The sequence below is a fragment of the Aeromonas sp. 604443 genome, assembly GCF_049170315.1.
GTDB classification, from domain to species: Bacteria; Pseudomonadota; Gammaproteobacteria; order Enterobacterales; family Aeromonadaceae; genus Aeromonas; species Aeromonas veronii_A.
Map to the genome: position 1 here is coordinate 789,761 of NZ_JAAKMI010000001.1, position 21,293 is coordinate 811,053.

At 60.1% G+C, this 21,293-nt stretch carries 19 protein-coding genes and 1 tRNA gene; 7 read left to right on the forward strand and 13 right to left on the reverse strand.

Annotated elements, in window-relative coordinates:
* Positions 1–71: 71 nt before the first annotated feature.
* Entirely contained in the window at positions 72–2,498 is a 2,427-nt protein-coding gene (locus tag G5380_RS03470; protein ID WP_421352373.1) for a DNA polymerase II, read from the reverse strand.
* A gap of 166 nt (positions 2,499–2,664) precedes the next feature.
* On the opposite strand from G5380_RS03470, the gene G5380_RS03475 reads away from it, so the two are divergent.
* The 3 genes from G5380_RS03475 (at position 2,665) to G5380_RS03485 (ending at position 4,947) form a co-directional block, all read left to right on the forward strand.
* Positions 2,665–3,156, forward strand: a complete 492-nt coding sequence (locus G5380_RS03475) for a prolyl-tRNA synthetase associated domain-containing protein (RefSeq protein ID WP_421352374.1) — start codon at positions 2,665–2,667, stop codon at positions 3,154–3,156.
* Positions 3,157–3,364: 208 nt separating this feature from the next.
* Positions 3,365–4,603 carry a GGDEF domain-containing protein gene (locus G5380_RS03480; protein ID WP_219296629.1) on the forward strand — a complete coding sequence of 413 codons (1,239 nt, stop codon included), beginning with the start codon at positions 3,365–3,367 and terminating at the stop codon, positions 4,601–4,603.
* Positions 4,603–4,947, forward strand: coding sequence for a hypothetical protein (locus G5380_RS03485; protein WP_421352375.1), 345 nt, complete (start codon positions 4,603–4,605; stop codon positions 4,945–4,947). Before G5380_RS03480 ends, G5380_RS03485 begins: the two co-directional genes overlap by 1 nt.
* Positions 4,948–5,188: 241 nt before the next feature.
* Here the strand turns inward: G5380_RS03485 and G5380_RS03490 are convergent, their stop codons facing one another.
* From G5380_RS03490 to G5380_RS03505, 4 genes are all read right to left on the reverse strand, one after another.
* On the reverse strand, positions 5,189–6,049 hold the full coding sequence (locus G5380_RS03490) for a PA4780 family RIO1-like protein kinase (RefSeq protein ID WP_216978870.1): 861 nt from the start codon (positions 6,047–6,049) through the stop codon (positions 5,189–5,191).
* A 195-nt stretch (positions 6,050–6,244) separates the two neighbouring features.
* Complete coding sequence (locus G5380_RS03495) at positions 6,245–7,240, reverse strand: lauroyl-Kdo(2)-lipid IV(A) myristoyltransferase (protein WP_216978871.1); 996 nt, start codon at positions 7,238–7,240, stop codon at positions 6,245–6,247.
* A gap of 150 nt (positions 7,241–7,390) precedes the next feature.
* The gene (gene lpxM / locus G5380_RS03500) at positions 7,391–8,380 is read right to left on the reverse strand and encodes a lauroyl-Kdo(2)-lipid IV(A) myristoyltransferase (RefSeq protein WP_216953494.1); all 990 of its coding nucleotides are present in this window, start codon (positions 8,378–8,380) and stop codon (positions 7,391–7,393) included.
* 255 nt (positions 8,381–8,635) lie between these two features.
* A complete protein-coding gene (locus G5380_RS03505) occupies positions 8,636–9,628 on the reverse strand; it encodes a TDT family transporter (protein ID WP_158112510.1) in 993 nt (330 codons plus the stop codon).
* A 102-nt stretch (positions 9,629–9,730) separates the two neighbouring features.
* Between G5380_RS03505 and G5380_RS03510 the strand changes: the two genes are divergently transcribed.
* Positions 9,731–10,636 carry a LysR substrate-binding domain-containing protein gene (locus G5380_RS03510; RefSeq protein ID WP_040068074.1) on the forward strand — a complete coding sequence of 302 codons (906 nt, stop codon included), beginning with the start codon at positions 9,731–9,733 and terminating at the stop codon, positions 10,634–10,636.
* Between the two features lie 95 nt (positions 10,637–10,731).
* On the opposite strand, the gene nfo is transcribed toward G5380_RS03510, so the two are convergent.
* From nfo to G5380_RS03535, 5 genes are all read right to left on the reverse strand, one after another.
* A complete protein-coding gene (gene nfo, locus G5380_RS03515; RefSeq protein ID WP_421352376.1) occupies positions 10,732–11,574 on the reverse strand; it encodes a deoxyribonuclease IV in 843 nt (280 codons plus the stop codon).
* A gap of 317 nt (positions 11,575–11,891) precedes the next feature.
* Entirely contained in the window at positions 11,892–12,221 is a 330-nt protein-coding gene (locus tag G5380_RS03520; protein WP_005333445.1) for a YbaB/EbfC family nucleoid-associated protein, read from the reverse strand.
* A gap of 114 nt (positions 12,222–12,335) precedes the next feature.
* Entirely contained in the window at positions 12,336–14,927 is a 2,592-nt protein-coding gene (gene dnaX / locus G5380_RS03525) for a DNA polymerase III subunit gamma/tau (RefSeq protein WP_421210156.1), read from the reverse strand.
* A 172-nt stretch (positions 14,928–15,099) separates the two neighbouring features.
* Positions 15,100–15,645 (reverse strand): adenine phosphoribosyltransferase, encoded by a 546-nt coding sequence (gene apt, locus G5380_RS03530; protein WP_005352403.1) that lies wholly within the window; start codon positions 15,643–15,645, stop codon positions 15,100–15,102.
* A gap of 134 nt (positions 15,646–15,779) precedes the next feature.
* The gene (locus tag G5380_RS03535) at positions 15,780–16,157 is read right to left on the reverse strand and encodes a YbaN family protein (RefSeq protein ID WP_064335934.1); all 378 of its coding nucleotides are present in this window, start codon (positions 16,155–16,157) and stop codon (positions 15,780–15,782) included.
* Positions 16,158–16,280: 123 nt separating this feature from the next.
* Here G5380_RS03535 and dusC point away from each other — a divergent pair, with 123 nt between their 5' ends.
* The 3 genes from dusC (at position 16,281) to G5380_RS03550 (ending at position 18,557) form a co-directional block, all read left to right on the forward strand.
* The gene (dusC, locus tag G5380_RS03540; protein ID WP_421210154.1) at positions 16,281–17,225 is read left to right on the forward strand and encodes a tRNA dihydrouridine(16) synthase DusC; all 945 of its coding nucleotides are present in this window, start codon (positions 16,281–16,283) and stop codon (positions 17,223–17,225) included.
* A 97-nt stretch (positions 17,226–17,322) separates the two neighbouring features.
* Positions 17,323–17,691, forward strand: a complete 369-nt coding sequence (locus tag G5380_RS03545) for a TraR/DksA family transcriptional regulator (protein ID WP_421210152.1) — start codon at positions 17,323–17,325, stop codon at positions 17,689–17,691.
* 158 nt (positions 17,692–17,849) lie between these two features.
* Complete coding sequence (locus tag G5380_RS03550) at positions 17,850–18,557, forward strand: substrate-binding periplasmic protein (protein ID WP_266135705.1); 708 nt, start codon at positions 17,850–17,852, stop codon at positions 18,555–18,557.
* A gap of 136 nt (positions 18,558–18,693) precedes the next feature.
* Here G5380_RS03550 and yjjG read toward each other — a convergent pair whose 3' ends face one another.
* The 3 genes from yjjG to G5380_RS03565 all read right to left on the reverse strand — a co-directional run bounded on the left by yjjG (position 18,694) and on the right by G5380_RS03565 (position 21,136).
* On the reverse strand, positions 18,694–19,374 hold the full coding sequence (yjjG, locus tag G5380_RS03555; protein WP_216953489.1) for a pyrimidine 5'-nucleotidase: 681 nt from the start codon (positions 19,372–19,374) through the stop codon (positions 18,694–18,696).
* Positions 19,375–19,396: 22 nt separating this feature from the next.
* Positions 19,397–20,887 (reverse strand): M17 family metallopeptidase, encoded by a 1,491-nt coding sequence (locus G5380_RS03560; protein ID WP_266135690.1) that lies wholly within the window; start codon positions 20,885–20,887, stop codon positions 19,397–19,399.
* 172 nt (positions 20,888–21,059) lie between these two features.
* Positions 21,060–21,136, reverse strand: a tRNA-Met gene (locus G5380_RS03565).
* Positions 21,137–21,293: the final 157 nt, after the last annotated feature.

Genomic DNA, 21,293 nt, shown 5'->3' on the forward strand with positions numbered 1-21,293 from the left:
AAACTTCTCCATGATTTATAACTGTATTTTTATCCAGTATTCATGGGAAGTAAAGTGCCAACTTGCACCAATCAGAAAAGATCCAGCTGCTGGCCGCAGATCCGGTCGAACGACTCGCCGATAAAGGGCAGGATGGCGTCGGCAATGGGCCGCAACTGCTTGTCGATATAGTGTTCGTAATCGATGGCACTGCGCCTGTATTCCAGCGGTTCTGGGCCATTGAGGGTCATCAGATAAGCGATGGAGCCCCGATGCTGATAGCGCTGGGGCAGACCGCGGCGCAGGTTCTCCTCATCGGCCAGCCGCGCTGCCCGCACATGGGGCGGCACATTCTTCTGATACTCCTCGAGCTTCTGGCGCAGCCGTTTGCGGTAGATAAGCAGATCGTCGTGACGACCGGCGCGAGTCTCATCCACCATGGTGCGCACATAGCCGCTGGGATCTTCATCGTGAAACACCAGCTCATAGAGGCGGGTCTGGAACTGCTTGGCCAGCATGGTCCAGTCGGTGCGCACCGATTCAAGCCCCTTGAATACCAGCTGTTCACTCTCCTCACTGGCTTTGCCAACCAGCCCCGCATAGCGCTTCTTGCTGCCCTTCTCCAGCCCGCGGATGGTGGGCATCAGAAAGCGGCGATAGTGGGTCTCGTACTGGATCTCGAGATAACTCGGCAGATCGAACTCGCGCCTGATCAGTGCAGCCCAGTTGTCGTTGATCATTTGCGCCAGTCGCTGGCCAATCTCGTCCGCCTCATCCGGGCTGGTCTCGCGCCCCAGATGGACAAAAGTGGAGTCGGTGTCACCATAGATCACCTCGAACCCCTTCGCCTCAATCCACTCGCGGGTCTGCTGCATGATGCTGTGACCACGCAAGGTGATAGATGAGGCTAGGCGCGGATCATAGAAACGGCAGCCCCCCGACCCCAGCACGCCGTAGAAGGAGTTCATGATGATCTTGATGGCCTGGGAGAGCGCCTTGTTGCTGGCCGCCTTGGCTCTGTCCCGTGCCGCCCACAAGGTAGCGATGAGATCCGGCAAGAAGTGCCGCTCGCGGGAGAACATGGCGCCGCGAAAGCCCGGAATAGCGTGGTCGGGGTGTTGCAACCCCTCGATAAGTCCCATGGGATCGATGCAGAAGGTGCGGATGATGCTGGGGTAGAGGCTCTTGAAATCGAGCACCAGCACATGGCGATAGAGACCGGGTTTGGAGTCCATCACATAGCCGCCGGGGCTCGCTAGCCCACCGTCGGCTGGCAAATTGGGGGCCACGTAACCGCCACGATGCAGCCGTGGCAGATAGAGGTTGGTAAAAGCCGCCACCGAGCCCCCCACCCTGTCCAGCTCAAGGCCAGTGAGGGAGGCGCGCTCGATGGCAAAGGGGATGAGGTGGCAGTAATCGAAGATCTCCCACACCAGTTTGCAATCTTCCAGGTTGTAGCGGGCCAGTGCCTCCTTGTCGGAGTGGAACAGCTCGGTGATCTTCTCCCCCCGATTGGCCACGTCCTCGATATCCTTGCCACGGCCAAGCAGTTCGCTCGCCACCGCATCCAGGCTGTAGCTGGCAAACTGCCAGGTGGCGCTTTTGAGGGTATCGATGCCATCGAGCACCATGCGTCCGGGGATAATGACGTTACCGGTCTGGGGATCACCCCGTGACGAGCGCCAGAAGCAGAGCTCACGACCCCGCCCGAGCCGCAGCCGCCGCTTGTTAAGCTCGGCGCGGCGTAGCAGCAGGCGAAAGTCAAAATTGACCACGTTCCAGCCAATCACCAGATCGGGGTCATGCTGGCTGAACCAGCTCTCCAGCGCACTCAGCAGGGCGCTCTCGTCCTCTACCCACTGGACCTGGGTGCCCCAGCTCTCGGCATCCGCCTCCGAGGTGCCGATCATGATGACCCGCGCATCCTGTTCGCTGTAAAGGCCGACCGAGAAGAGGGCACCGTCCATGGCGCACTCCACGTCGAGGGACACCCAGGAGAGGGTTGGCGTCACCGCCTGCGGCGCGCAGCGCGCCTCGTTGACCTCCCAGTAGCCCTGCTTGCCTCCCTTCTTCACCGCCCGGCCATCGAAACGCACACCAGCTGTGATGAAACGCTCCATCAGAAACCGCTCCGGCAGCCGGATATCCGCCTCAAAGTGCTCCAGCCCGCGAATAAGCAGCAGCTCGATGGCGCGGTGAAAGGCGCTCAGGGTGGCGAAATAGCAGCCCACCACAGGGCGACCGTCGAAGGTGTGCATTGGCAGGCGGCGAAACCGCCCGCTCACCCCGGCCCCCTTGAACAGCTCGGCGGCTTCTGCCATATGGCTCTGCGGCAGGAAGAACACCGGCTCCTGCCCCGGCACCACCACCCGTACCGGCCCCTGCGCGCTCCAGAGCCACATCACGATTTCGGTGGTTGCAGGCAGCCCGTTGCGGCCGCGCACGTCCCGACCGTGGCGGGTCAGGATAAAACCGTCGAGCGGCGGAGTGGCGGGTACGGTGGGCTGGGTTGCAGTCATGAAGCGTAAAGGGGCTGTCCGAGAATGGGACTATTGTACGTTCATACAGTGCCTGCTCGCAATCGTCACGCTGGCTGCGAGGCGGGAGTCAAACTGGTAAGCTCGATCCGGTCGTTATTCCCGCCCATCCCGTTCTGACCACTCTTCGCCGACAAAAGGAGTTTCTGTGGCAATCTATTCCCTGCTGGATCAGCTGGCTATCCCCTACCAGCACTTTGACCATCCCCCAGTGTTTACCTGTGAGGAGGCGAGCAAGTTGCTGCCCGACCTGCCCGCAGCCAAGACCAAGAACCTCTTTTTGCGCGATCCGAAAAGCGAGCGGCTGTTTCTGGTGGTGAGTCCGGAGGAGCGCCGGGTCGATCTCAAGGAGCTGGCGGTCATGCTCGGCGTCAAGCGGCTGAGCTTTGGCTCCCCCGAGCGGCTCGATGCTGTGCTCGGCCTTACCCCGGGCTCGGTGACCCTGCTCGCCATGGTGCGCGACAGGGAAAAAGCGGTAGAGCTGGTGGTGGACGAGGCCATCTGGCAGGCCGAACAGGCGCAGTGCCATCCGCTGGTCAACACCGCTACTCTGATCATCCGCCTCGACGATGTGCGCCGCCTGCTGGCCCACCTCGGTCGGGAGGCCAACGTCATGCGGCTGCCGGTCATTATTGACTGACCCAAGAGTGTGGGAAGCATAAACGCTCCGGCGTCATGCCCCGCCCCTGATTAATCGAGTCAGCAGCCCTCTTGTGGCGGTTGTTGCCGCGATCGTGCCCGGATCACTTGAACCATTGCTCAACGGCGCAATTCATGCTGTGATCCGGCACAGTCACCCGGCCCTGAGGTCGCTGCGCCGTTCCCGTCAGGAAGAGCCCAAACCCTTGATGCAGAGTCTGTTTTCCTCGGCCCAGTTGCTGAGTCTGGTGCTGTTCGTCAGCCTGTCGCACATCGGGGTCGCGGCCATTTTCGCCTACCTGTGGCATACCCAGCGACAGCTGCGCTCCCTGCTCTACTGGTCGGCCAGCGAACTGGCCATCGCCGCCGCCTTTGGCTGCCTGCTGCTGCGACCCCTTACGGGAGAGATCTCCCTTGCCAATATCCTGCTTACCAATCTGCTGATCATCGCCACCCCGCTACTCTATGAGCGGGGGCTGCGCCACTTCTTCCGGCGCGAGGCCGACCGTTTCGGCTGGCTCTGCCCGCTCCTTGCCCTCGCCGGCTTCCTGCTATTCGCTGTCACCGCCACACAGCTACCGCAGGATGACATACACAGCCGGATCGTGGTGCTATCCGGGGCCATCTCGCTGCAAATGTGCCTGCTGCTGTGGCAGCTCTGGCGCTATCAGCGGTTGGCCCCCGCCTACCGGGTGCTGCGCTTTGCCATCTTGCTGCTTGCGCTGCAACTGGCCCTGCAACTGATCAGGATGGCCAAGCATCAGTGGTGGCCTGAGTCGGCTGCCTCCAGCCTGACCGATCCCCTGCTCGGCCCGGTGATCCTGCTCAGCCTGCTCTTTACCATTGCCCGCAGCTTCATTTTGCTGAGCCTGGTGCACACCCGTCAGCAGCAGGCGCTGCTCGCCACCCAGCGCGAGCTGGAGCGGCGCGCCAACCTGGATGCCCTGACCGGACTGGACAGCAGACACTATTTCGAACACCAGGTGGCCCTGCGTGCCCGCGAGATGGCTAGCCCCGGCCAGCTGCTGCTGATCGATCTGGACAACTTCAAGCAGATCAATGACCGCCACGGTCATCCCGCTGGCGACGCCATGCTGCGGGCGGTGGGACGGGTGATCCGGGAGAGCCTGCCGACGGCGGGGCTAGCCGGGCGCCTTGGCGGCGACGAGCTGGCGCTGCTGGTGATGGAGACTTCGCAAACGCTGCCGGCCTGCTGCCAGACCCTGCAGCAGCGGGTCGCAGACGCCACTCGGTCGCTGGCCGGTGGCCCCATCAGCCTCAGCATAGGGCTCACTTCGCTGCAGCAGGGCGAGAGCTTTGAGCAGGCCTATTCGCGCGCGGATCGGGCACTCTATGCCGCCAAACAGGCTGGCCGCCAGCGCGCCTGCATCCAGGAGCCACACCACAGCGAACCCTGGCCGCTGTGGCCTCTGGCCACCCAGACCTGATGCAACCCCTCATCGAGTGCCGGGCCGCTCGGCTGACCGACGCCCCCACCTACCGCCGCTACGAGGCCGAATGTGGCGCCGCCGGGTTGCCGCTCTATCAGGTGGCGCAATTCGGCTCGACTCAGTGGCTGCAGGAGTTGCTCGCCCATGCCAATGGCCTGCATCTGCCGCCGGGCTACCTACCGACCACCACCTATTTTGCCCTCGAAGGGGAAGCGCTCCTCGCCACCTTGCGCCTGCGCCACGGCGACAAGCCAAGCCACCCACCAGTGGCTTGGCTATATCGATTACGAGACCATCCCACCCGCCGGGGTGAAGGTGCCGCCCGCATCCTGCTCGGTTGAGTGCAGCGCCATGTGCTCAGCGAACCTGTGCTCATCAGCTGTGACAAGACAAATCCCGCCTCGCTCAAGGTCATTGAAGCTGCAGATGGACAATGGCTGGATCGCCGCTATCATACCGGCGATCTCTGCTGGGTCCGGTTTTACCGGCTGGCCCCGGCCAAGAGGCCAGGGCTGTGCGGCAGACAATAAAAAAGAGCACCACTAGGCGCTCTTTTTCCATTGACCACGGCCACCAACAAGATCAGTAGCTGTCTTCCTCTTCGGCCTTCATCCTGGCCTGACGAGCCAGTGCCTCCTCCTGGGCGCTCTCGATCTCGTGCAATACAGAATCGAGATCCACCTGCTCGCGGCTCTCCTCGAACAAGCCGGTCAACTCGCTGTCGGGGGTCAGTTTGCCATCTTCATACAGGGCCCACATCTCCCGGGCGTAGCGGGTCTTGAGCAGCTCGGGGGCATACATGCCGTAGTAGTTGCGCATGTTGTTGACGTCCCGCTCCAGCATCGCCTTGGCCTGGTTGTTGGCGGCGGCATCCACCACCTGGGGCAGGTCGATAATGACGGGGCCCTGTTCATCCACCAGCACATTGAACTCGGAGAGATCGCCGTGGATAAGACCGGCGCAGAGCATCCTCACCACGTAACGGATCACCTTGGCATGGTCGATGACCGCCTGCTCGGGGGTAAGCGCCACATCGTTGAGGCGCGGCGCGACATTGCCATCCTCATCGGTGATAAGTTCCATCAAGAGGACGCCATCGAGGCAGACATAGGGCTGCGGCACCCGCACACCGGCCGCCGCCAGCTTGAACAGGGCGTCGACCTCGGTGTTCTGCCACACCTCTTCATGCTGTTTGCGGCCGTACTTGGAGCCCTTCTCCATGGCGCGAGCATCGCGACTGCCGCGCACCTTGCGGCCTTCCTGATAGACCACGGCCTGCTTGAAGCTGCGCTTGGACGCTTCTTTATAGACTTTGGCGCAGCGGATCTCGTCGCCGCAGCGCACCACATAGACGTCGGCCTCTTTGCCGCTCATCAGCCGGCTGATGACGTCATCGACCAGGCCGTCATCCACCAGGGGTTGGATTCGATTTGGAATTTTCATGGCCGCCCTTTTACCCTATTTCCGCTCTCGAAGATAGCTCCGCGCACGCTCACTTGCCTCTCCCTGTCATAAGACACCCTGTTATCCTCTGTTTGCGCTGTTTTTGTCCACCCGTTCGCCTTAAAAACCACCCGCAACAGACCAAATACGAAAGGCTCCTCTGCCAACAAAATTGGCCCGCATGCGGGCCAATTTTCAAGGTTCGGGCGGCAAGCCCTGACGAATACGCTGGATCCCCGCTTCATAGAGTCCGTCATCCCCCTCCTGATGCTCCAGGGTTTCAAAGATCTTGAGAAACCACATGTACTGCTCGGGATGGCGCGCCACCTGCATCTCCACCACCCGGTTCATGGCGTTGACGTCTGCCAGCAGATCGGCGGTGGGATAAGGGTCAAACGGCGGCTCGATCTCCAGCAGATAGCATCCCTCATCCTCGTCATAGCTGGCGAAGATGGGCACGGCTCTGGCACCAGTCAGTTTCACCAGCTTGGGCAACGCTGGCAGGGTTGCTTTGGGACGACCGAAGAAGGGAACAAACACGCTCGCCTCACGGCCGTGATCCTGATCCGGCAGATAAAAAAAACTGGCGCCAGCGCGGATCGACTTGATCGCCGGCTTGATACCGACACTGCGCTCATAGACCTTGCCCCCTTTGGCCCGCTCGCGGTTGATGTACCAGTCAAAAACCTGATCTTTCGGGCTCTTCATCATGGTGCACATCTCGATGCCCATCATGGAGAAGTAGCGGCCAATCATGTCGACCGCCCAGGTATGAGGCACCACCAGGATCACCGGACGGCCCGCAGCTTGCTCCGCTTGCACATGCTCCCAGCCGCTCACCTTGACGCGGCGGGTCAGGCGCGCCTTGCTGCGCCAACTGAGCTCGCCAAAGCCCATAAAGGTCTTGAGCCCGACCCGGATCGATTTGAGCAGCAGCGCCTGACGTGCGGCGGCATCCAGCGTTGGAAAGCAGATCTTGAGGTTGGTATCGGCAATATAGGCCTGCTTTTTCGAAAAACGCAGCAGGGTCGGTGAGACCAGATCGGCAAAGCGATCCCGCAACCTCGCAGGAGTAAATGCCAGCAGGGAGAGCAGGCCCAGTGCGAACCAGCTGCCCCACCATTTGGGATGCAGCAGGCGGCTATGAAATGAGGTATCAAATACCGGATCTAACGCAGACATGGCGACCATCAAGTCATCAAAAACAAGCGGTTATTGTAATTATCCTGACATTTTTTTCTACCCTGAGGAGGCTTGCTATCGACCTGCAAGGCACAGATCAGACTAGTTATCATAAAAAATGGCCCACCTGGGGCCATTTCAATCAATCTTAATTCAGGGTCAGCCGTGGGGCGACAATCCCTTGCGGATCCGCTGGATCCCCGCCTCGTAGAGGCCATCCGGCCCCTCCTGATCTTCACGGGTATCGAAGATCTTGAGGAACCACATGTACTGGCCCGGATGGCGCGTCAGCTGCTGTTGCACCATATCGTTCATCCGACAGGTATCGGCCATCACATCCTCGGTGGGATAGTTGTCAAACGGGGCATCTATCTCAAGCCGGTAACAGTGGTTCGCTTCGTCATAGCAGGCGAGCAGCGGCACCGCCTTGGCGCCGCTGACCTGAACCAGACGGGGCAAGGCTGGCAGGGTCGCCTTGGGGTGGCCGAAGAAGGGAGCAAAGATGCTCTTCTCGCGACCGTGATCCTGATCCGGCAGGTAGAAGAAGCTGCGACCACTCTTGATGGTTCTGATCACCGCCTTGATCCCGGCGCTGCGCTCGTAAACGCGGCAACCGTTTTTGGCCCGTGCACGGTTGAGGTGCCAGTCAAACACCGGATTGCGTGCCCGTTTCATCATGGTGCACATGGGCACCCCGCGCTGGGTGAAGCAGTAACCGGCGGCATCCACCGGCCAGGTATGGGGCACCACCAGGATCACCGGACGACCGGCAGCCCGCTCCGCCTCGATATGCTCCCAACCGATCACCTGCATCCGGCTCATCAGATAACGCTGACTGCGCATGGTGAACTCGCCAAATCCCAACAGACTCTTGAGGCCGACCCGGATCGAGGTCAGTGCAATGGCATCCCGCTCTTCCGGGCTCTTGTCCGGGAAGCAGATCTCCAGATTGGTTCTGGCGATATAGATCTGTTTTTTCGAGATACGAAACACCAGCGGTGCCAAGGCTTCGGCCAAACGGTCGCGCAATCGCACCGGCACAAAGGCCAGCAGCATCAGCACACCGAGCGCCAGCCAGCTGAACCAGTAGCGGGGATGCAGAAAACGGGCTTCAAAAGAGGAGTCAAATACGGGATCTTGGGACGACATGTATCGGGGTCGAGCGAAAAAGTGGTGCTGCATTGTAGTCGTCCTGACAGGTAATACCAGTTAAATCCATGTCAAATAGCCCGCCACTGGCGCCACATCAAAAAACCATAAAAAAATGCCCCGCACTGCGGGGCATTTTGCTCGTTACACAACCAGGGTGGAGGCTCTTTGTCCATCCATCGTATGACTGGTCGTTTATCCCGTCGCTCTCGGAGCGCACTGCTTATCCATTTCCCGATGTCACATCATCAAGGTTTATCGGTGAGCCCCTTGGCGAGCCATGCCGTTATTCATTTCGGTATTACGCTGCGGCAGAAAAAACATCAGGTAACGCAGTGCCACATACCCGACGATCACGGTAGCCACCCCCAGCTCGAAGTGAGCCAGCAGTCTGATCTGCTCGACGTAGTGACTCCCTTGCGCAAACCCTTCAACCAGATGAGCCACTTTGAACAGAGCGGTGGCACCGATCACCAGCGGGAAGGTGAAGGCGGCATAACCCGGCGAGAAGGGCAGACGCAGCAGTTTGATGAAGGCCAGATAGATGATGCCGGTCATCAGGATGGCGATCCCCAACAGCACGGCCACCAGCAGCAGTGACGGCTCCTGACTGACAGTCAGGTAACCGGCCAGAGAGAGGCTGGCAGGGGCAGCCAGAATGGCAATGGTCGGTTTGGCGGCATCCGGCACTTCATGGCTGAAGATCAGGCGGTAGAGCATCAGCGGCAGCATCAAGCCGTAGCAGATGATCCCGAACCAGAGCAGACCGTTGGCCAGCGGGGCAAACTGACCACCCGGGAAGGCGACGTCAGCCACGATGATCCCCACCGGCGGCACGAACCAGCTCGGCACCATGTGGTGGATTTCAAACTCTTTGGCGCGATGCCAGATAAAGGTGGCCAGGAACAGCAGATGAACCGCCACGGCAAACAGCCAGAGGGCCTCGCCCGCTTGCGGCGCAATCATACCGAGCGCTTTGGAGACCACCATGGTGCCCATGGCATAGGTCGGTACCACACTGCCCACCACGGGGTGAGCGAGATCCAGCAACAGCAGGCGGGGGTGAAGCAGAAACTTGAAGGTCAGGATCACTAGCAGCACGGCCGCAATGGCAGCACCCAGCAGTTGCATCCGGCCATCGAAGTGACCGGCATTTTCCCAACACCAACCAAGGCTGGCGATGCCCAGCGCCAGACCCGCCATGGGGGTTGGGGCGGCAGCCAGTGATTTACGGGTTCTTGCGATCATGATGACACCTTTCTATTGATGACTATGGCGATAGGATAATGGTCCCTTATCGTTTACGATATCTAAATGAATTAAATCAATCATTCAGGAAAACCAAACACGATGAAACTGACCCTGCAGCAGCTGAAAGTGTTCGCCACCATTGCCCGTTATGGAAACCTTGGCCTTGCCGCCAACGAGCTCTGCCTGAGCAAGGGGGCCGTCTCCCAGTCGCTACAGGAGCTGGAGCGCCAGCTCTCCACCCCGTTGTTTGACCGCATTCACCCCAGATTGCAGCTCAACAACGAGGGGCGCCTGCTGCAACCGGCCGCCGAAGAGCTGCTGACACGGATGCAAGATATCGAGAACCTGTTCAGCCCCGATGCCGAGCCGAGCGGCCAACTGCGCCTTGGTGCCAGCCAGACCATCGGCAACTACCTGCTCCCCACCCTGCTCGCCAGCAGCAAACAGGAGCTGGGGCTCCCCCCCAAGGTGACCATCAACAACACTCACCTGCTCTGCCATGCGTTGGCCAACTTCGAGCTGGATATGGCACTGATCGAGGGGGAGAACCACCACCCCGACCTGCTCGCCGAACCCTGGCTGCAGGACGAGATGCTGGTGGTGGCCCCACCCGGTCACCCGCTTGCCAACAAGAAGGAGCTCTCCCTCTCCCGTCTGGGGGGCGAAACCTGGGTATTGCGTGAAGCACAATCGGGCAGCCGCGAGCAATTTATCCAGCAGATCCAGCCCGAGCTGCCCCGCTGGCAACCAGGGCTTGAACTCAACACCCTGGAGGCGGTGATGCTGGCGGTGGAGAAGGGGCTTGGTATCTCCTTTATCTCCCGGCTGGCAGCCTCGGATCGCCTGGCAGATGGGCGGCTGATCGCCCTGCCCCTCTCCCGCCGCTTCCCGCGCCAGCTCTCCCTTATCTGGCACAAGCAGAAGTACCACTCCACCTCCCTGCGCCACTTTATCCACTTCTGCCGGGCTCAGGTGAAGGATGCCGAGGTGAGCCGCGCAGAGTAACGCGCGCTCGGAGCGCCGCTGACAGGCCCGCCCGCTAATGATGGAAAAAGCAGAGAGGGAGCCACGGCTCCCTCTCTTTGATTCGCTTCTGAGTATCACTTCGCCAGACTGCGCAACCAGCTGATCTCCTCGCCCCAGATGGACTCGTCTATGGTCTCGAGGATCAGCGGAATGCGATCGAAGCGATCATCATTCATGATGTGGTGGAAAACAGCCTCCCCCAGATTGCCCTCCCGCAAGCTGTGGTGGCGATCGACCCGGCTGCCGAAGGTGCACTTGGCGCCGTTGATATGCATCCCCTTGAGATAATGAAAACCCACCGTGCGGTCGAACTCGGCAAAGACGGCAGCGCAGCTCTCGGCGGTGCGCAAATCGTAGCCAGCGGCAAAGGCGTGGCAGGTATCGAAACAGATCCCGACCCGGCTCTTGTCCTCCACCCCCTCGATGATGGTGGCGAGGTGCTCGAACGACCAGCCGAGGTTGGTCCCCTGCCCGGCGGTATTCTCGATCACCGCCGTCACCCCTTCATTTCGCTCCAGCGCCCAGTTGATGGACTCGCTCACCAGCTTGAGGCTGGCAGCCTCTGGGATCTGCTTGAGATGGCTACCGGGGTGGAAGTTCAGATAGCAAAGCCCCAGCTGCTCGCAGCGCTTCATCTCATCGAGAAACGCATCGCGGGATTTGGCCAGACCATCGGGATCCGGGTGGCCCAGATTGATGAGGTAACTGTCGTGGGGCAGGATCTGCTCCGGCAGAAAACCGGCCTTGTCACAGGCCGCCTTGAAGGCGCGGATGGTGGCATCCGACAAGGGGGCGGCCTGCCACTGACGTTGATTCTTGGTAAAGAGGGCAAACGCGTTGGCCCCGATGGCCTGGGCGCGGGCGATGGTATTCTCCACCCCGCCGGCCGCACTGACGTGGGCTCCGATATATTTCATACAATCTCCTCGATACGGCAAGCCGCCATTATGCCGATCCCGCCCGGCCACGCAAAACCGGGATATCCGATAGCGGGTATCGACAAATAGCGCCACCTTGGCAAGGCGGCTGCGTTTCATGGCTCAATCGGCCTTCGCTGTGGCAACCTCTCCGCAGAAGGGATAGTTAGAGCCCGTCCACGCCAGCATGGCGCCCATAAAAAACGCAGCGTATCGCCTGAGCAATAACGCTGCGTCTTTGGGTCTCTCGGCCGTCCCCCTTGCCGTGGCCCGAATGGCCAGCGACAAGGGAGCAAGAATGCGCGGGGAGAGTCGCCTTAGAACGGCATCTTGAAGCCTGGCGGCAGTTGCATGCCACCGGTCAGCTCGCCCATCTTGGCCTTGTTCTGCTCTTCCACACGACGCACGGCATCGTTACAAGCGGCGGCGACCAGATCTTCCAGCAGCTCCTTGTCATCTTCCATCAGGGAGGGGTCGATCTCGATGCGACGGACGCTGTGGCTACCGGTCATGGTGACCTTGACCATGCCAGCACCGGCTTCACCGGTCACTTCCATCTGAGCCAGCTGCTCCTGCGCCTTCTGCATACGCTCTTGCATCTGTTGGGCCTGTTTCATCAGGTTCCCCATTCCACCTTTACCAAACATATGTCGTCTCTCGTCTTGAAATCCGGCATCCAGCGCCGGGCTGTGGGCTTGTCTGTCCTAGATGGGGACAGCCAAACTGCTTTTCAACCGGAAGCAAGCTCCCGGCCACGGAATTTAGCGGTTGAGGGGCTCGATGCTCTCGTGATGGAGCACGGCACCAAACCGCTGAACTAAAAACTGTACGTTGGGATCCTGCTCCAGATCCCGGGTCACCTGCTCGCGCACCCCGAGATAAAGGCGATGTTCGATCTCGAGGGGGGTCTCCTGGTCAGGCACCACGCCGAGCGTCACCTCGACCTGCACCGGTTGACCCAGCGCTGGCCCGATGATCTCGGCCAGATCGGCGCGCGCCTTGTCGCTCACCAGATGGCGCTGCTCGGGCTTGAGGGTTAGCAGTACCTTGTCCCCTTCCCGCGTCATCACCGAGTTGATGGCCAGCTGGCGCAGCCGCCCTCCCACCTGAGTGTGAGCGATCAACTCGGCCCAAGGGTCGCCGCAACCATTGAGCAGCGAGGAGGGGATAAGGCGAGTCGCCTCTCCCTCTTGCGGCTCGCTGTCGCTCTCGAGCTCATCCCAGTCGATGGTCTCCATCACCGGCTGAACGGGCTCATCCTGCGTCACAGGGGTAGCAGCCACCGCCGTGGTGGCAACGGGTGGCTGGGTCGCTGGGGCAGGCGTCACCGCAGGCGCCGCAGCGCTGCGCTCGCCGGGTCGATAGCTCGGCTGCCCGTCGAGATCCCAGGGGGGCAGATCGGTTGGCTGGGCCGGTGCCGTGACAGGGGCGTGGCTCATCACCTGAGTCTGCTCGGCAAAGCCCTGATTGAGGTACTCCTCGTATTCCCCGTTGTCACCCTGCGGCTCGTAACCGTCGCCATAGAGATCCACCGGCGGCAGATCATCATAGTGACCCATCGCCGCCATCCCCTGCCCGACCGATTGGCTGACCGGAGCAGGTTGTTGGGTGACGGCCGGTGCAGCAGCGGGCGCAACAGGGCGAGCTGGCGCAACCGGCACCGCGCGCGGCGCGGGCGCCGCCGGGGCATCCTGACCACGCTGGCGGCTGCGCAGCATGTTTCGCTTGCCAAGCAGGCTTTGCATGCTCGACACCGCCGAAACAGCTTCAGGAGCGGTAACCGGCGCAATTGTCGGTTCGAGCGCGGGCTCGAAGGGGGCAGTCAGCGACTCGCCACGGGAATGGTCCGCGTAGGCTGCGGCAGAAGCTTGTTCATCAGCATCTGCGGGCTGTGCAGCTGAGTGCGCAGACACATCGGGTTGCGCATGGGTCAACGCGGGCTCGGGTTGATACCCCATGCCTGCGGCTTCACGCAGCAGTTCATCCTGCTGGCTGAACAGCTCGGCGGCTTTTGCCTCCTCCTCGCTGTCGGCGGGGTTGCCGATGTCATCCACCATCGCAGGCAGGGAGACATCAACAGCGGGCACGGCACTGTTAGCAACAGGGCTGGCTAGCGGTGCAGGCACGGCGCCGCTGATCGGTGCCAGTGCGGCCGATTCAGCGGCCGGGCGCTTTCCCGGCAAGGAGGCTACCGGCGTGGCACTGCTCGCCGCACTGCTCGTCATTGACGGGGGCAACGCGGTGAGGCTGGCAGGATACAGGGCATCGCGCCTTGGCGAGAAGGCGAGCATCCGCAGGCAGGTCATCTCCAGCGCAGTGCGGCCATCGGGGGCCCAGGGCAGATCTTTACGGCCACCCAGCACGATCTGGTAGCAGAGCTGCACCTCTTCCGGGCTCATCGCCTTGGCCAGTTGCAGCAGGGAATCGGCATCCGCCCCCTGCTCCTGCACGCTGGCAGGCAGCAGCTGCGCCATGGCGATGCGATGGAGCAAGCCTTCCAGCTCGGCGTGGAGCTGATCAAAATCGGGGCCCAGGGTGGCGATCTCGGTGATCTTGGCCATGGTCGCGGGGGCATCTTGCCGCAAAATGGCTTCCAGCAGCTGGTGCAGATGGCGGTGATCGAGCGTGCCCAGCATCGCCAGCACACTCTCGAGGCGCACGCTACCATTGCCGTGGGCCAGCGCCTGATCGGTCAGGCTCAGGGCATCTCGCATACTGCCGTCGGCGGCTTTGGCCAGGGCCAGCAGGGCGCGTGGTTCGAAGGGCTGCCCCTCCTGATCCAGCACCCATTCGAGCTGCTTGGCGATCTGGGTCTGATCCAGACTCTTCAGATGAAACTGCAGGCAGCGCGAGAGAATGGTAATGGGCAACTTCTGCGGATCCGTGGTGGCCAGCAGAAACTTCACATAGGGGGGCGGCTCTTCCAGGGTTTTCAGCAGCGCGTTGAAGCTGTGGCGCGACAACATGTGCACTTCATCGATGAGGTAGACCTTGAAGCGGCCGCGGGCCGGACGGTACTGCACGTTGTCGAGCAGCTCGCGGGTATCTTCCACCTTGGTGCGGGACGCCGCGTCAATCTCCAGCAGGTCGACAAAGTTGCCCTGATCGATCTCGCGGCAGGTATCACAGACGCCGCATGGGTGGCTGCTGATCCCCTGCTCGCAGTTGAGGCTCTTGGCCAGAATACGGGCGATGGTGGTCTTGCCGACCCCGCGGGTACCGCTCAGCAGATAGGCGTGATGCAGCCGTCCCTGATCCAGGGCGTTGGTCAAGGCGGTCAGCACATGTTGCTGGCCTACCACTTGTTCAAACGTATGGGGGCGCCATTTACGCGCCAGAACCTGATAGCTCATAAATCCATCATGCAGGGAAGACAGGGCATTGAGGCCGGATGCTAACACAAATGGCGGGCTGGCTGTATCGGCTATCGGTCAGAGCGGGAGGGATCGCTTGATTTTCAAACCGATGCCCGCAAGGGCACCGGTTCAATGCAGGCCCGATGCAGAGGATCGGGCCGAAGAGGCATTACTCGCCGGCCAGCTCGACCAGTGAGACTACCTTGATGCCAGCAGCAGTCAGGCGGGCATCGCCACCCAGAGACGGCAGGGAGATGATGAAGGCCGCATCGGCAACTTCACCACCGGCACGGCGGATCAGCTTGACGGTCGCATCAACGGTACCACCGGTCGCCAGCAGATCGTCCACGACCAGCACCTTGTCACCAGGCACGATGGCATCGGTGTGCAGTTGCAGGGTGTCAGTGCCGTACTCGAGGGCATAGGACTCCTCGATCACTTCGCGCGGCAGCTTGCCCGGCTTGCGGACCGGTACGAAGCCCAGCCCCATGGCATAGGCAACCGGCGCGCCAAAGATGAAGCCGCGAGCTTCGGTGCCAACAATCTTGGTGATCCCTTGATCACGATAATGATTGGCCAGCAGATCGATGGTGGCCTTGAAGGCCTCGGCATTCTCGATCAGGCTGGTGATGTCACGAAACAGAATGCCCGGCTTCGGATAGTCGGGAATGGTCTTGATGCTTGCTTCGATAAATTTCAGGGTTTCCGGATTCATGTGTTGACCGCTTATTTTTTTGACCCAGGGGTGGCCATTTTTTCTCAATTCCCTTCTGCGGGAAATAAAAAAGCCTGTCACGCAAAAATGACAGGCCGACTCCATAGCATTATTGCTGCAATAGCTTAGGGACTTCACTTCACCATTGCAACTGGCTCCAGCACCGGCAGACGCATTAACCAGGTGAGCAGGATCACCATTATGATAACCAGCAACCCCTTGACCCACAGCAGTGGCACCACCGCCAGCGACACCGAAAAGGTGAGCAAAATGAAGATAATGGCGCGCCGTCTGGCCTGACGACGAATGCCGCGATACTGTTGCCAATCCACGATGGGCGGGCCAAACCAGGGATGGGTCAACAGCCAGCGATGAAAACGGGGCGACGAGCGGGCAAACAGGGCGGCAGCCAGCAACATGAAGGGGGTAGTCGGCAAGAGCGGCAGCACAATGCCCACAATACCAGTGGCAAATGCCAGCCACCCGAGCGCCATCAGACACCAACGCTTCATTCCTTCTCCTTGCGTGATTTATCTCCCTCTAGCCTAACAGAGTTTGAGCGGGTGCTGACAGCGGGCCGCAACCCCACTACAATCTGCGCTCTTTTTTCTCCCCACTCTCGTCGGAAAGCCGTTATGCGCGTTATTTTGGCCCCCATGCAGGGGGTACTGGATCACCTGATGCGGGAGGTACTCACCTCCGTCAATGATTACGATCTCTGCGTGAGCGAGTTTATCCGGGTCGTCGATCAGCTGCTGCCCGCCAAGGTGTTCTACCGCCTCTGCCCTGAACTGCTGCAAGATGGCAAAACCCGCGCAGGCACCCCGGTGCGGGTACAACTGCTGGGGCAACACCCCGAGTGGCTGGCCGAGAACGCCGTGCGCGCCATCGAGCTGGGCTCCCCCGGGGTCGATCTCAACTTCGGCTGTCCCGCCCCTACGGTCAACAAGAGCAAGGGCGGTGCGGTGCTGCTCAAAGAGCCCGAGACCATCTACCGCATCGTCAAGGCGGTGCGCGAGGCGGTGCCCGCCCATCTGCCGGTGAGCGCCAAAATTCGCCTCGGTTACGACGACAAGGATCTCTATCTGGAGAACGCCCAGGCGGTCTTCCAGGGGGGCGCCAACGAGCTGGCCGTTCATGCCCGCACCAAGCGCGAAGGCTACAAGGCACCCGCCCACTGGGAGTATGTGGATGCCATTCGCCGCGCCCTGCCCATCCCCGTCACCGCCAACGGCGAGATTTGGGATCATAAAGATGCCCTCGCCTGCGCCCGCGTCTCCGGCTGCAATGCCCTGATGGTCGGGCGCGGCGCCATCTCCCTGCCCAATCTGGCCAACGTGATGAAAACCGGCTGCCCGCACATGAGCTGGGCCGAGGTACTGCAGTTGATGGTGAGCTATACCGAGCAGGATCTGGCCAGCGAAAAAGCTGACTACTACCCCAGCCGCATCAAACAGTGGTTCAGCTATCTCAAGCGGGAATATCCCGAAGCGGACCTGCTGTTTCAGGAGATCCGGGTGCTCAAAGAGACGGATCCCATCCGCGATGCCCTGCTGCAAGCAGCCAAAAGCCACGGCTAACCACGTTTAACTTGACGCATATCATCTTGATAGAGTTATCGGATCCCTATACTGCCCCGAATCTGTCGTCTGTCCTGTGGGGGATAATGTGTGTGAAATGACGCATGCACAGTTGACTGTCTGGCGTAATCGCCTGCTGTCAGACTGGGCCCAAGTACGAGAAACGCTGATCGGTCAGCTTAAAGCTTGCCGCCGTGACGAGTGGGCCGAACAGGTCGGTCACTGCGAGCAGGATCAACTGGTGGAACTGACCAGCCGGCTGGATCTGCCGAAGGTTGAGCAGAGCGTGGCCCGCCTCAAGCGGATCGATGCGGCACTCTGTCAGATGGATCTTGGCCTCTATGGCCTCTGCTCCGATTGTGAAGAGCCGCTTTCCATCGAACAGCTGGAACAGGATCCGACCCTGCAACGCTGCCCGCGCTGCGAAGCCCGCTATCGCAAGGGATTCCACGCCCACGAACTGTGATGGATGCACCTCTGTGCATCCACTCACCCCTCTTCTCTACTGGTTAGTCCGTCATTCCTGTCCAATACTCAACCCTATCAGCCGATCCGGGGGGATAAGGTGTGTACAGAGTCTTGCTGATATGGTGTTTATGCTGCCAAGCAATAGCACAAGAGCCCCTGGTTGTAGGCTGGACAGAGTGGCAACCCTTCAGTTTTCGCGATAAGCAGCAACAGTTGCGGGGGCTGGACGTTGAGCTGGTCCACGCCATCTTCCAGCGAGCCGGTTATCAGGCCAGATTCAGCGAAATGCCTTGGTCTAGGGTGCTTCATGAACTGCGTTTTGGCACGGTACAACTTGCCATGTCTGCCAATATCACCACCGAACGACAACAATATGCGCGATTCACCCATCCCTACCGGGAAGAGCAGGCCGTTATTATTATCCGCCGGCAGGATGAGCAACGCTGGCGCGACATTACCTCGCTGGCATCGCTGCGCGAACGAGCTGACTTCAATATTGGTGTCCTCAAGAATTTTGATTACGGCATTGCCTTTCGCCAGCTGATGACCGAACCCGAAATGCAACCACGCCTGCAGATACGCCTGAGGCTGGATCAGCTGTTGAAGATGCTACGGGCTGGGCGAGTTCAGGGGCTCGTGCTAGACCCCCACGGGATGCAGGGGTTGAGTCATGATGGAGATATACTTTCCGAATTCAAGATCCAGCTGCCGCTCGAGCAGACACCAGTACACCTGATGCTGAGCAAAGAGAGCACCACAGAGGCGCAACTGCAACGGATCAATCAAGCTATCCATCAGTTGAAACAGAGCCCCGACTATCAGCAGATCCTCGACCGCTACCAGTTCAGATCCCTGCAACCATAACAAAACACCCAATGAGCAAGGGGAGCATCCGCTCCCCTTGCCGTCTCAAGCAAACCCTACTCTGTCTCAAACTAGCCTTGTTGCGACTTGCCAAGACAATTTTGTCACCGTTGACATGATGAGTTACCTCTACCCGTCAGCATCCCAGCACAATGTCGGCAAGATGGGCGAAGTGGTGGATCTCGTGGGTCGCATCGCATTCGCCCGAGTGCCGCCTCGGGTTATACCAGCAGGTAGCCAATCCCTGTGACGCAGCCCCGGCAATATCAGTTTTCGGATTGTCCCCCACCATTAGCACTCTGGCCGGATCCGGCTTCCCCATCAGGGAGAGTGTGTGCTGGAAAATAGCCGGCGCCGGCTTGGTCACCCGGATCTCGTCAGAGATCACCAGGGGCTCGAACCACTCGCTCCAGCCCAGTTTTCCAAGTCTGCCACGTTGGGGGACGCTGAAACCATTGGTGATGATCCCCATCCGCACCTTGCTGCGCAATTGCTGCAGGGTCTCGACCACCCCTTCGAGGGGCATGCTAAGGGCAATGATCTGCTCCAGAAAGGTATTGTTCATCGCCATGGGGTCGGCGGCAACTTGCTGGGCAAAGAGGGAGAAGCGGGTCTGCTGCAGCACTGTCGCATCGATCTCGCCATCGTTGTACTGCTGCCAGAGCTCATGGTTGATAGCATGGTACTGCGCCATGCTGGCGTCATCGGCCTCCACACCATAGATCTGCAGCGTTTGCACCAGTGCCTCGGCGACCGGGAAATCGAGCAGGGTTTCATCCAGATCGAACAGCACCCAGTCATAGCTTGGTTGTTTCACAGAAATCCTTTTATCAGTCAGATTATTCGGAAGCTGAGTGCCCCACTCGACCGAGTGGGCCAGCCAGCAGATCCAGCGTGAACCGCACACCAAAGCCGGTCACTTCGCTGGAGACCACCCCATTGCCCCCCTTGTTGCGAAAACCGCTCAGGTCGAAGTGCAGCCAGGGCGTCTGCTCGGGGATAAAATGGGCAAGAAAGCGGGCCGCATCAATGTGATCCGGCGAACTGCCTGGTGCACACTGCAACAGATCGGCCCACTCGCTCTCGATATTTTCATCGTAATCCTCATCGAGCGGAAAGGGCCAGACTCGTTCACCGCTGTGCTGACCCAGCTTGACCAGCGATGCCAGCCATTCGTGGCGATTGGTAAAGACGCCGCTATAGCGACTGCCCAGTGCCCGCTTGCAAGCGCCGGTCAGAGTCGCATAATCGATCAGCAGATCCGGGGTATCCTGCGCCGCCATCGTCAGAGTATCGGCCAGCACCATTCGTCCCTCCGCATCGGTATCCACCACTTCGATGGTGAGACCATTCATCGCTGTCACCACTTCACCCGGACGATAAGCCTGGGGACCGATATGATTCTCGGCAATCGCCAACCAGCAGTGAACCTCATAGGGCAGCTGAGCCCGACTGATGGCATAAAGGGTACCCAACGCCACCGCACTGCCCCCCATATCGAGATGCATGCCATACATGCTGCCGGATACCTTGAGGTTATAGCCACCTGAGTCATGGCAGATCCCCTTGCCCACCAACGCAATGCGGCGTACCGGCTTGGACGGGTAGTAGCTGAGCTTGACCATGGCCCCCTGATTATCTTCCGAACCGCGGGCTACCGCCAAAAAAGCCCCCGCTCCCAGCTCGGCCAGCTGCGCCTGATCGTAGTGATGGCACTGCCAACCTTCATCCTGAGCCAGCTGGCTGACGAACTCGCGATAGCTGGCCGCAGTCAGCTCCGAGGCGGGTAACACCGCCAAATGACGAGCCAGCCCATTGCCCCCTGCTTCGCTGTAGATACGAGCGAGATCCAGCACTACAGCAGGAGAGACCGACACATGCTGATAGTTCCAGCCACTTTCGCTACGGCTTTTGCTGGTCGGCAACGGTAGATTGGCGGCCAACAGAGCCGACAACATCAATTCAGCCAGCATCACCCGCTCTGAGGGGGAGAACCCCTCCAGATGCAGCCCGAGCCGCTCTACCTTGAGCCCGGAGAGCGGGGCTATCCAACCTCTGACCTGCTTATAAAGACGGTGATCCCGCGTCACATTGCCGGTCACCAATATGACCAGCAACAGGGTGGAACCATGCATCAGGGTGAAAGGTGCTTTTTGCCCAAGCGCCAACTGGGTGTTGATCCCCGACAGGGCCGGTAGCGACAGCAATGCCTCCTTTTGCTCTTCGGCGATCAGCAGCAGTTGCAATGGCAAGCCCTGTGAAAGGGTCTCGGTCAGCGTGGCATCCCGGCTTTCAATAGCAGGAGGAAGATAGGTAAAAGGAGTGATCACAGGCGCGTGCCTCATCCATGAAGAGATATCTGATGATACCTAACAAATGGTCGAGACGACCAGTTATGGTCTTGAAAAAGCGCAGGAAACAGCATTAATCGCCATCGGTTGCATACCCGATGGAGATATATTCAATGTAATGAGGGGGAAAAGAAGAAAACTATCAGGAAGTTGGTTGCGGGGGCCGGATTTGAACCGACGACCTTCGGGTTATGAGCCCGACGAGCTACCGAGCTGCTCCACCCCGCGTCCGAATTGTCACCCCAGACCGAGCAGAAGTCTGTGGCGTTTGTCTGCCTTCGATTGTTTGCACAATCGCATGCTGACGAAAAAGTTGGTTGCGGGGGCCGGATTTGAACCGACGACCTTCGGGTTATGAGCCCGACGAGCTACCGAGCTGCTCCAC

What these genes read in the sequence shown, in the direction of transcription:
- G5380_RS03470 (WP_421352373.1), bottom strand. Translation starts at nt 2,498, where the DNA reads ATGACTGCAACCCAGCCCACCGTACCCGCCACTCCGCCGCTCGACGGT.
- G5380_RS03480 (WP_219296629.1), top strand. Translation starts at nt 3,365, where the DNA reads ATGCAGAGTCTGTTTTCCTCGGCCCAGTTGCTGAGTCTGGTGCTGTTC.
- G5380_RS03485 (WP_421352375.1), top strand. Translation starts at nt 4,603, where the DNA reads ATGCAACCCCTCATCGAGTGCCGGGCCGCTCGGCTGACCGACGCCCCC.
- G5380_RS03490 (WP_216978870.1), bottom strand. Translation starts at nt 6,049, where the DNA reads ATGAAAATTCCAAATCGAATCCAACCCCTGGTGGATGACGGCCTGGTC.
- G5380_RS03495 (WP_216978871.1), bottom strand. Translation starts at nt 7,240, where the DNA reads ATGGTCGCCATGTCTGCGTTAGATCCGGTATTTGATACCTCATTTCAT.
- lpxM (WP_216953494.1), bottom strand. Translation starts at nt 8,380, where the DNA reads ATGTCGTCCCAAGATCCCGTATTTGACTCCTCTTTTGAAGCCCGTTTT.
- G5380_RS03505 (WP_158112510.1), bottom strand. Translation starts at nt 9,628, where the DNA reads ATGATCGCAAGAACCCGTAAATCACTGGCTGCCGCCCCAACCCCCATG.
- G5380_RS03510 (WP_040068074.1), top strand. Translation starts at nt 9,731, where the DNA reads ATGAAACTGACCCTGCAGCAGCTGAAAGTGTTCGCCACCATTGCCCGT.
- nfo (WP_421352376.1), bottom strand. Translation starts at nt 11,574, where the DNA reads ATGAAATATATCGGAGCCCACGTCAGTGCGGCCGGCGGGGTGGAGAAT.
- G5380_RS03520 (WP_005333445.1), bottom strand. Translation starts at nt 12,221, where the DNA reads ATGTTTGGTAAAGGTGGAATGGGGAACCTGATGAAACAGGCCCAACAG.
- dnaX (WP_421210156.1), bottom strand. Translation starts at nt 14,927, where the DNA reads ATGAGCTATCAGGTTCTGGCGCGTAAATGGCGCCCCCATACGTTTGAA.
- apt (WP_005352403.1), bottom strand. Translation starts at nt 15,645, where the DNA reads ATGAATCCGGAAACCCTGAAATTTATCGAAGCAAGCATCAAGACCATT.
- G5380_RS03535 (WP_064335934.1), bottom strand. Translation starts at nt 16,157, where the DNA reads ATGAAGCGTTGGTGTCTGATGGCGCTCGGGTGGCTGGCATTTGCCACT.
- dusC (WP_421210154.1), top strand. Translation starts at nt 16,281, where the DNA reads ATGCGCGTTATTTTGGCCCCCATGCAGGGGGTACTGGATCACCTGATG.
- G5380_RS03545 (WP_421210152.1), top strand. Translation starts at nt 17,323, where the DNA reads ATGACGCATGCACAGTTGACTGTCTGGCGTAATCGCCTGCTGTCAGAC.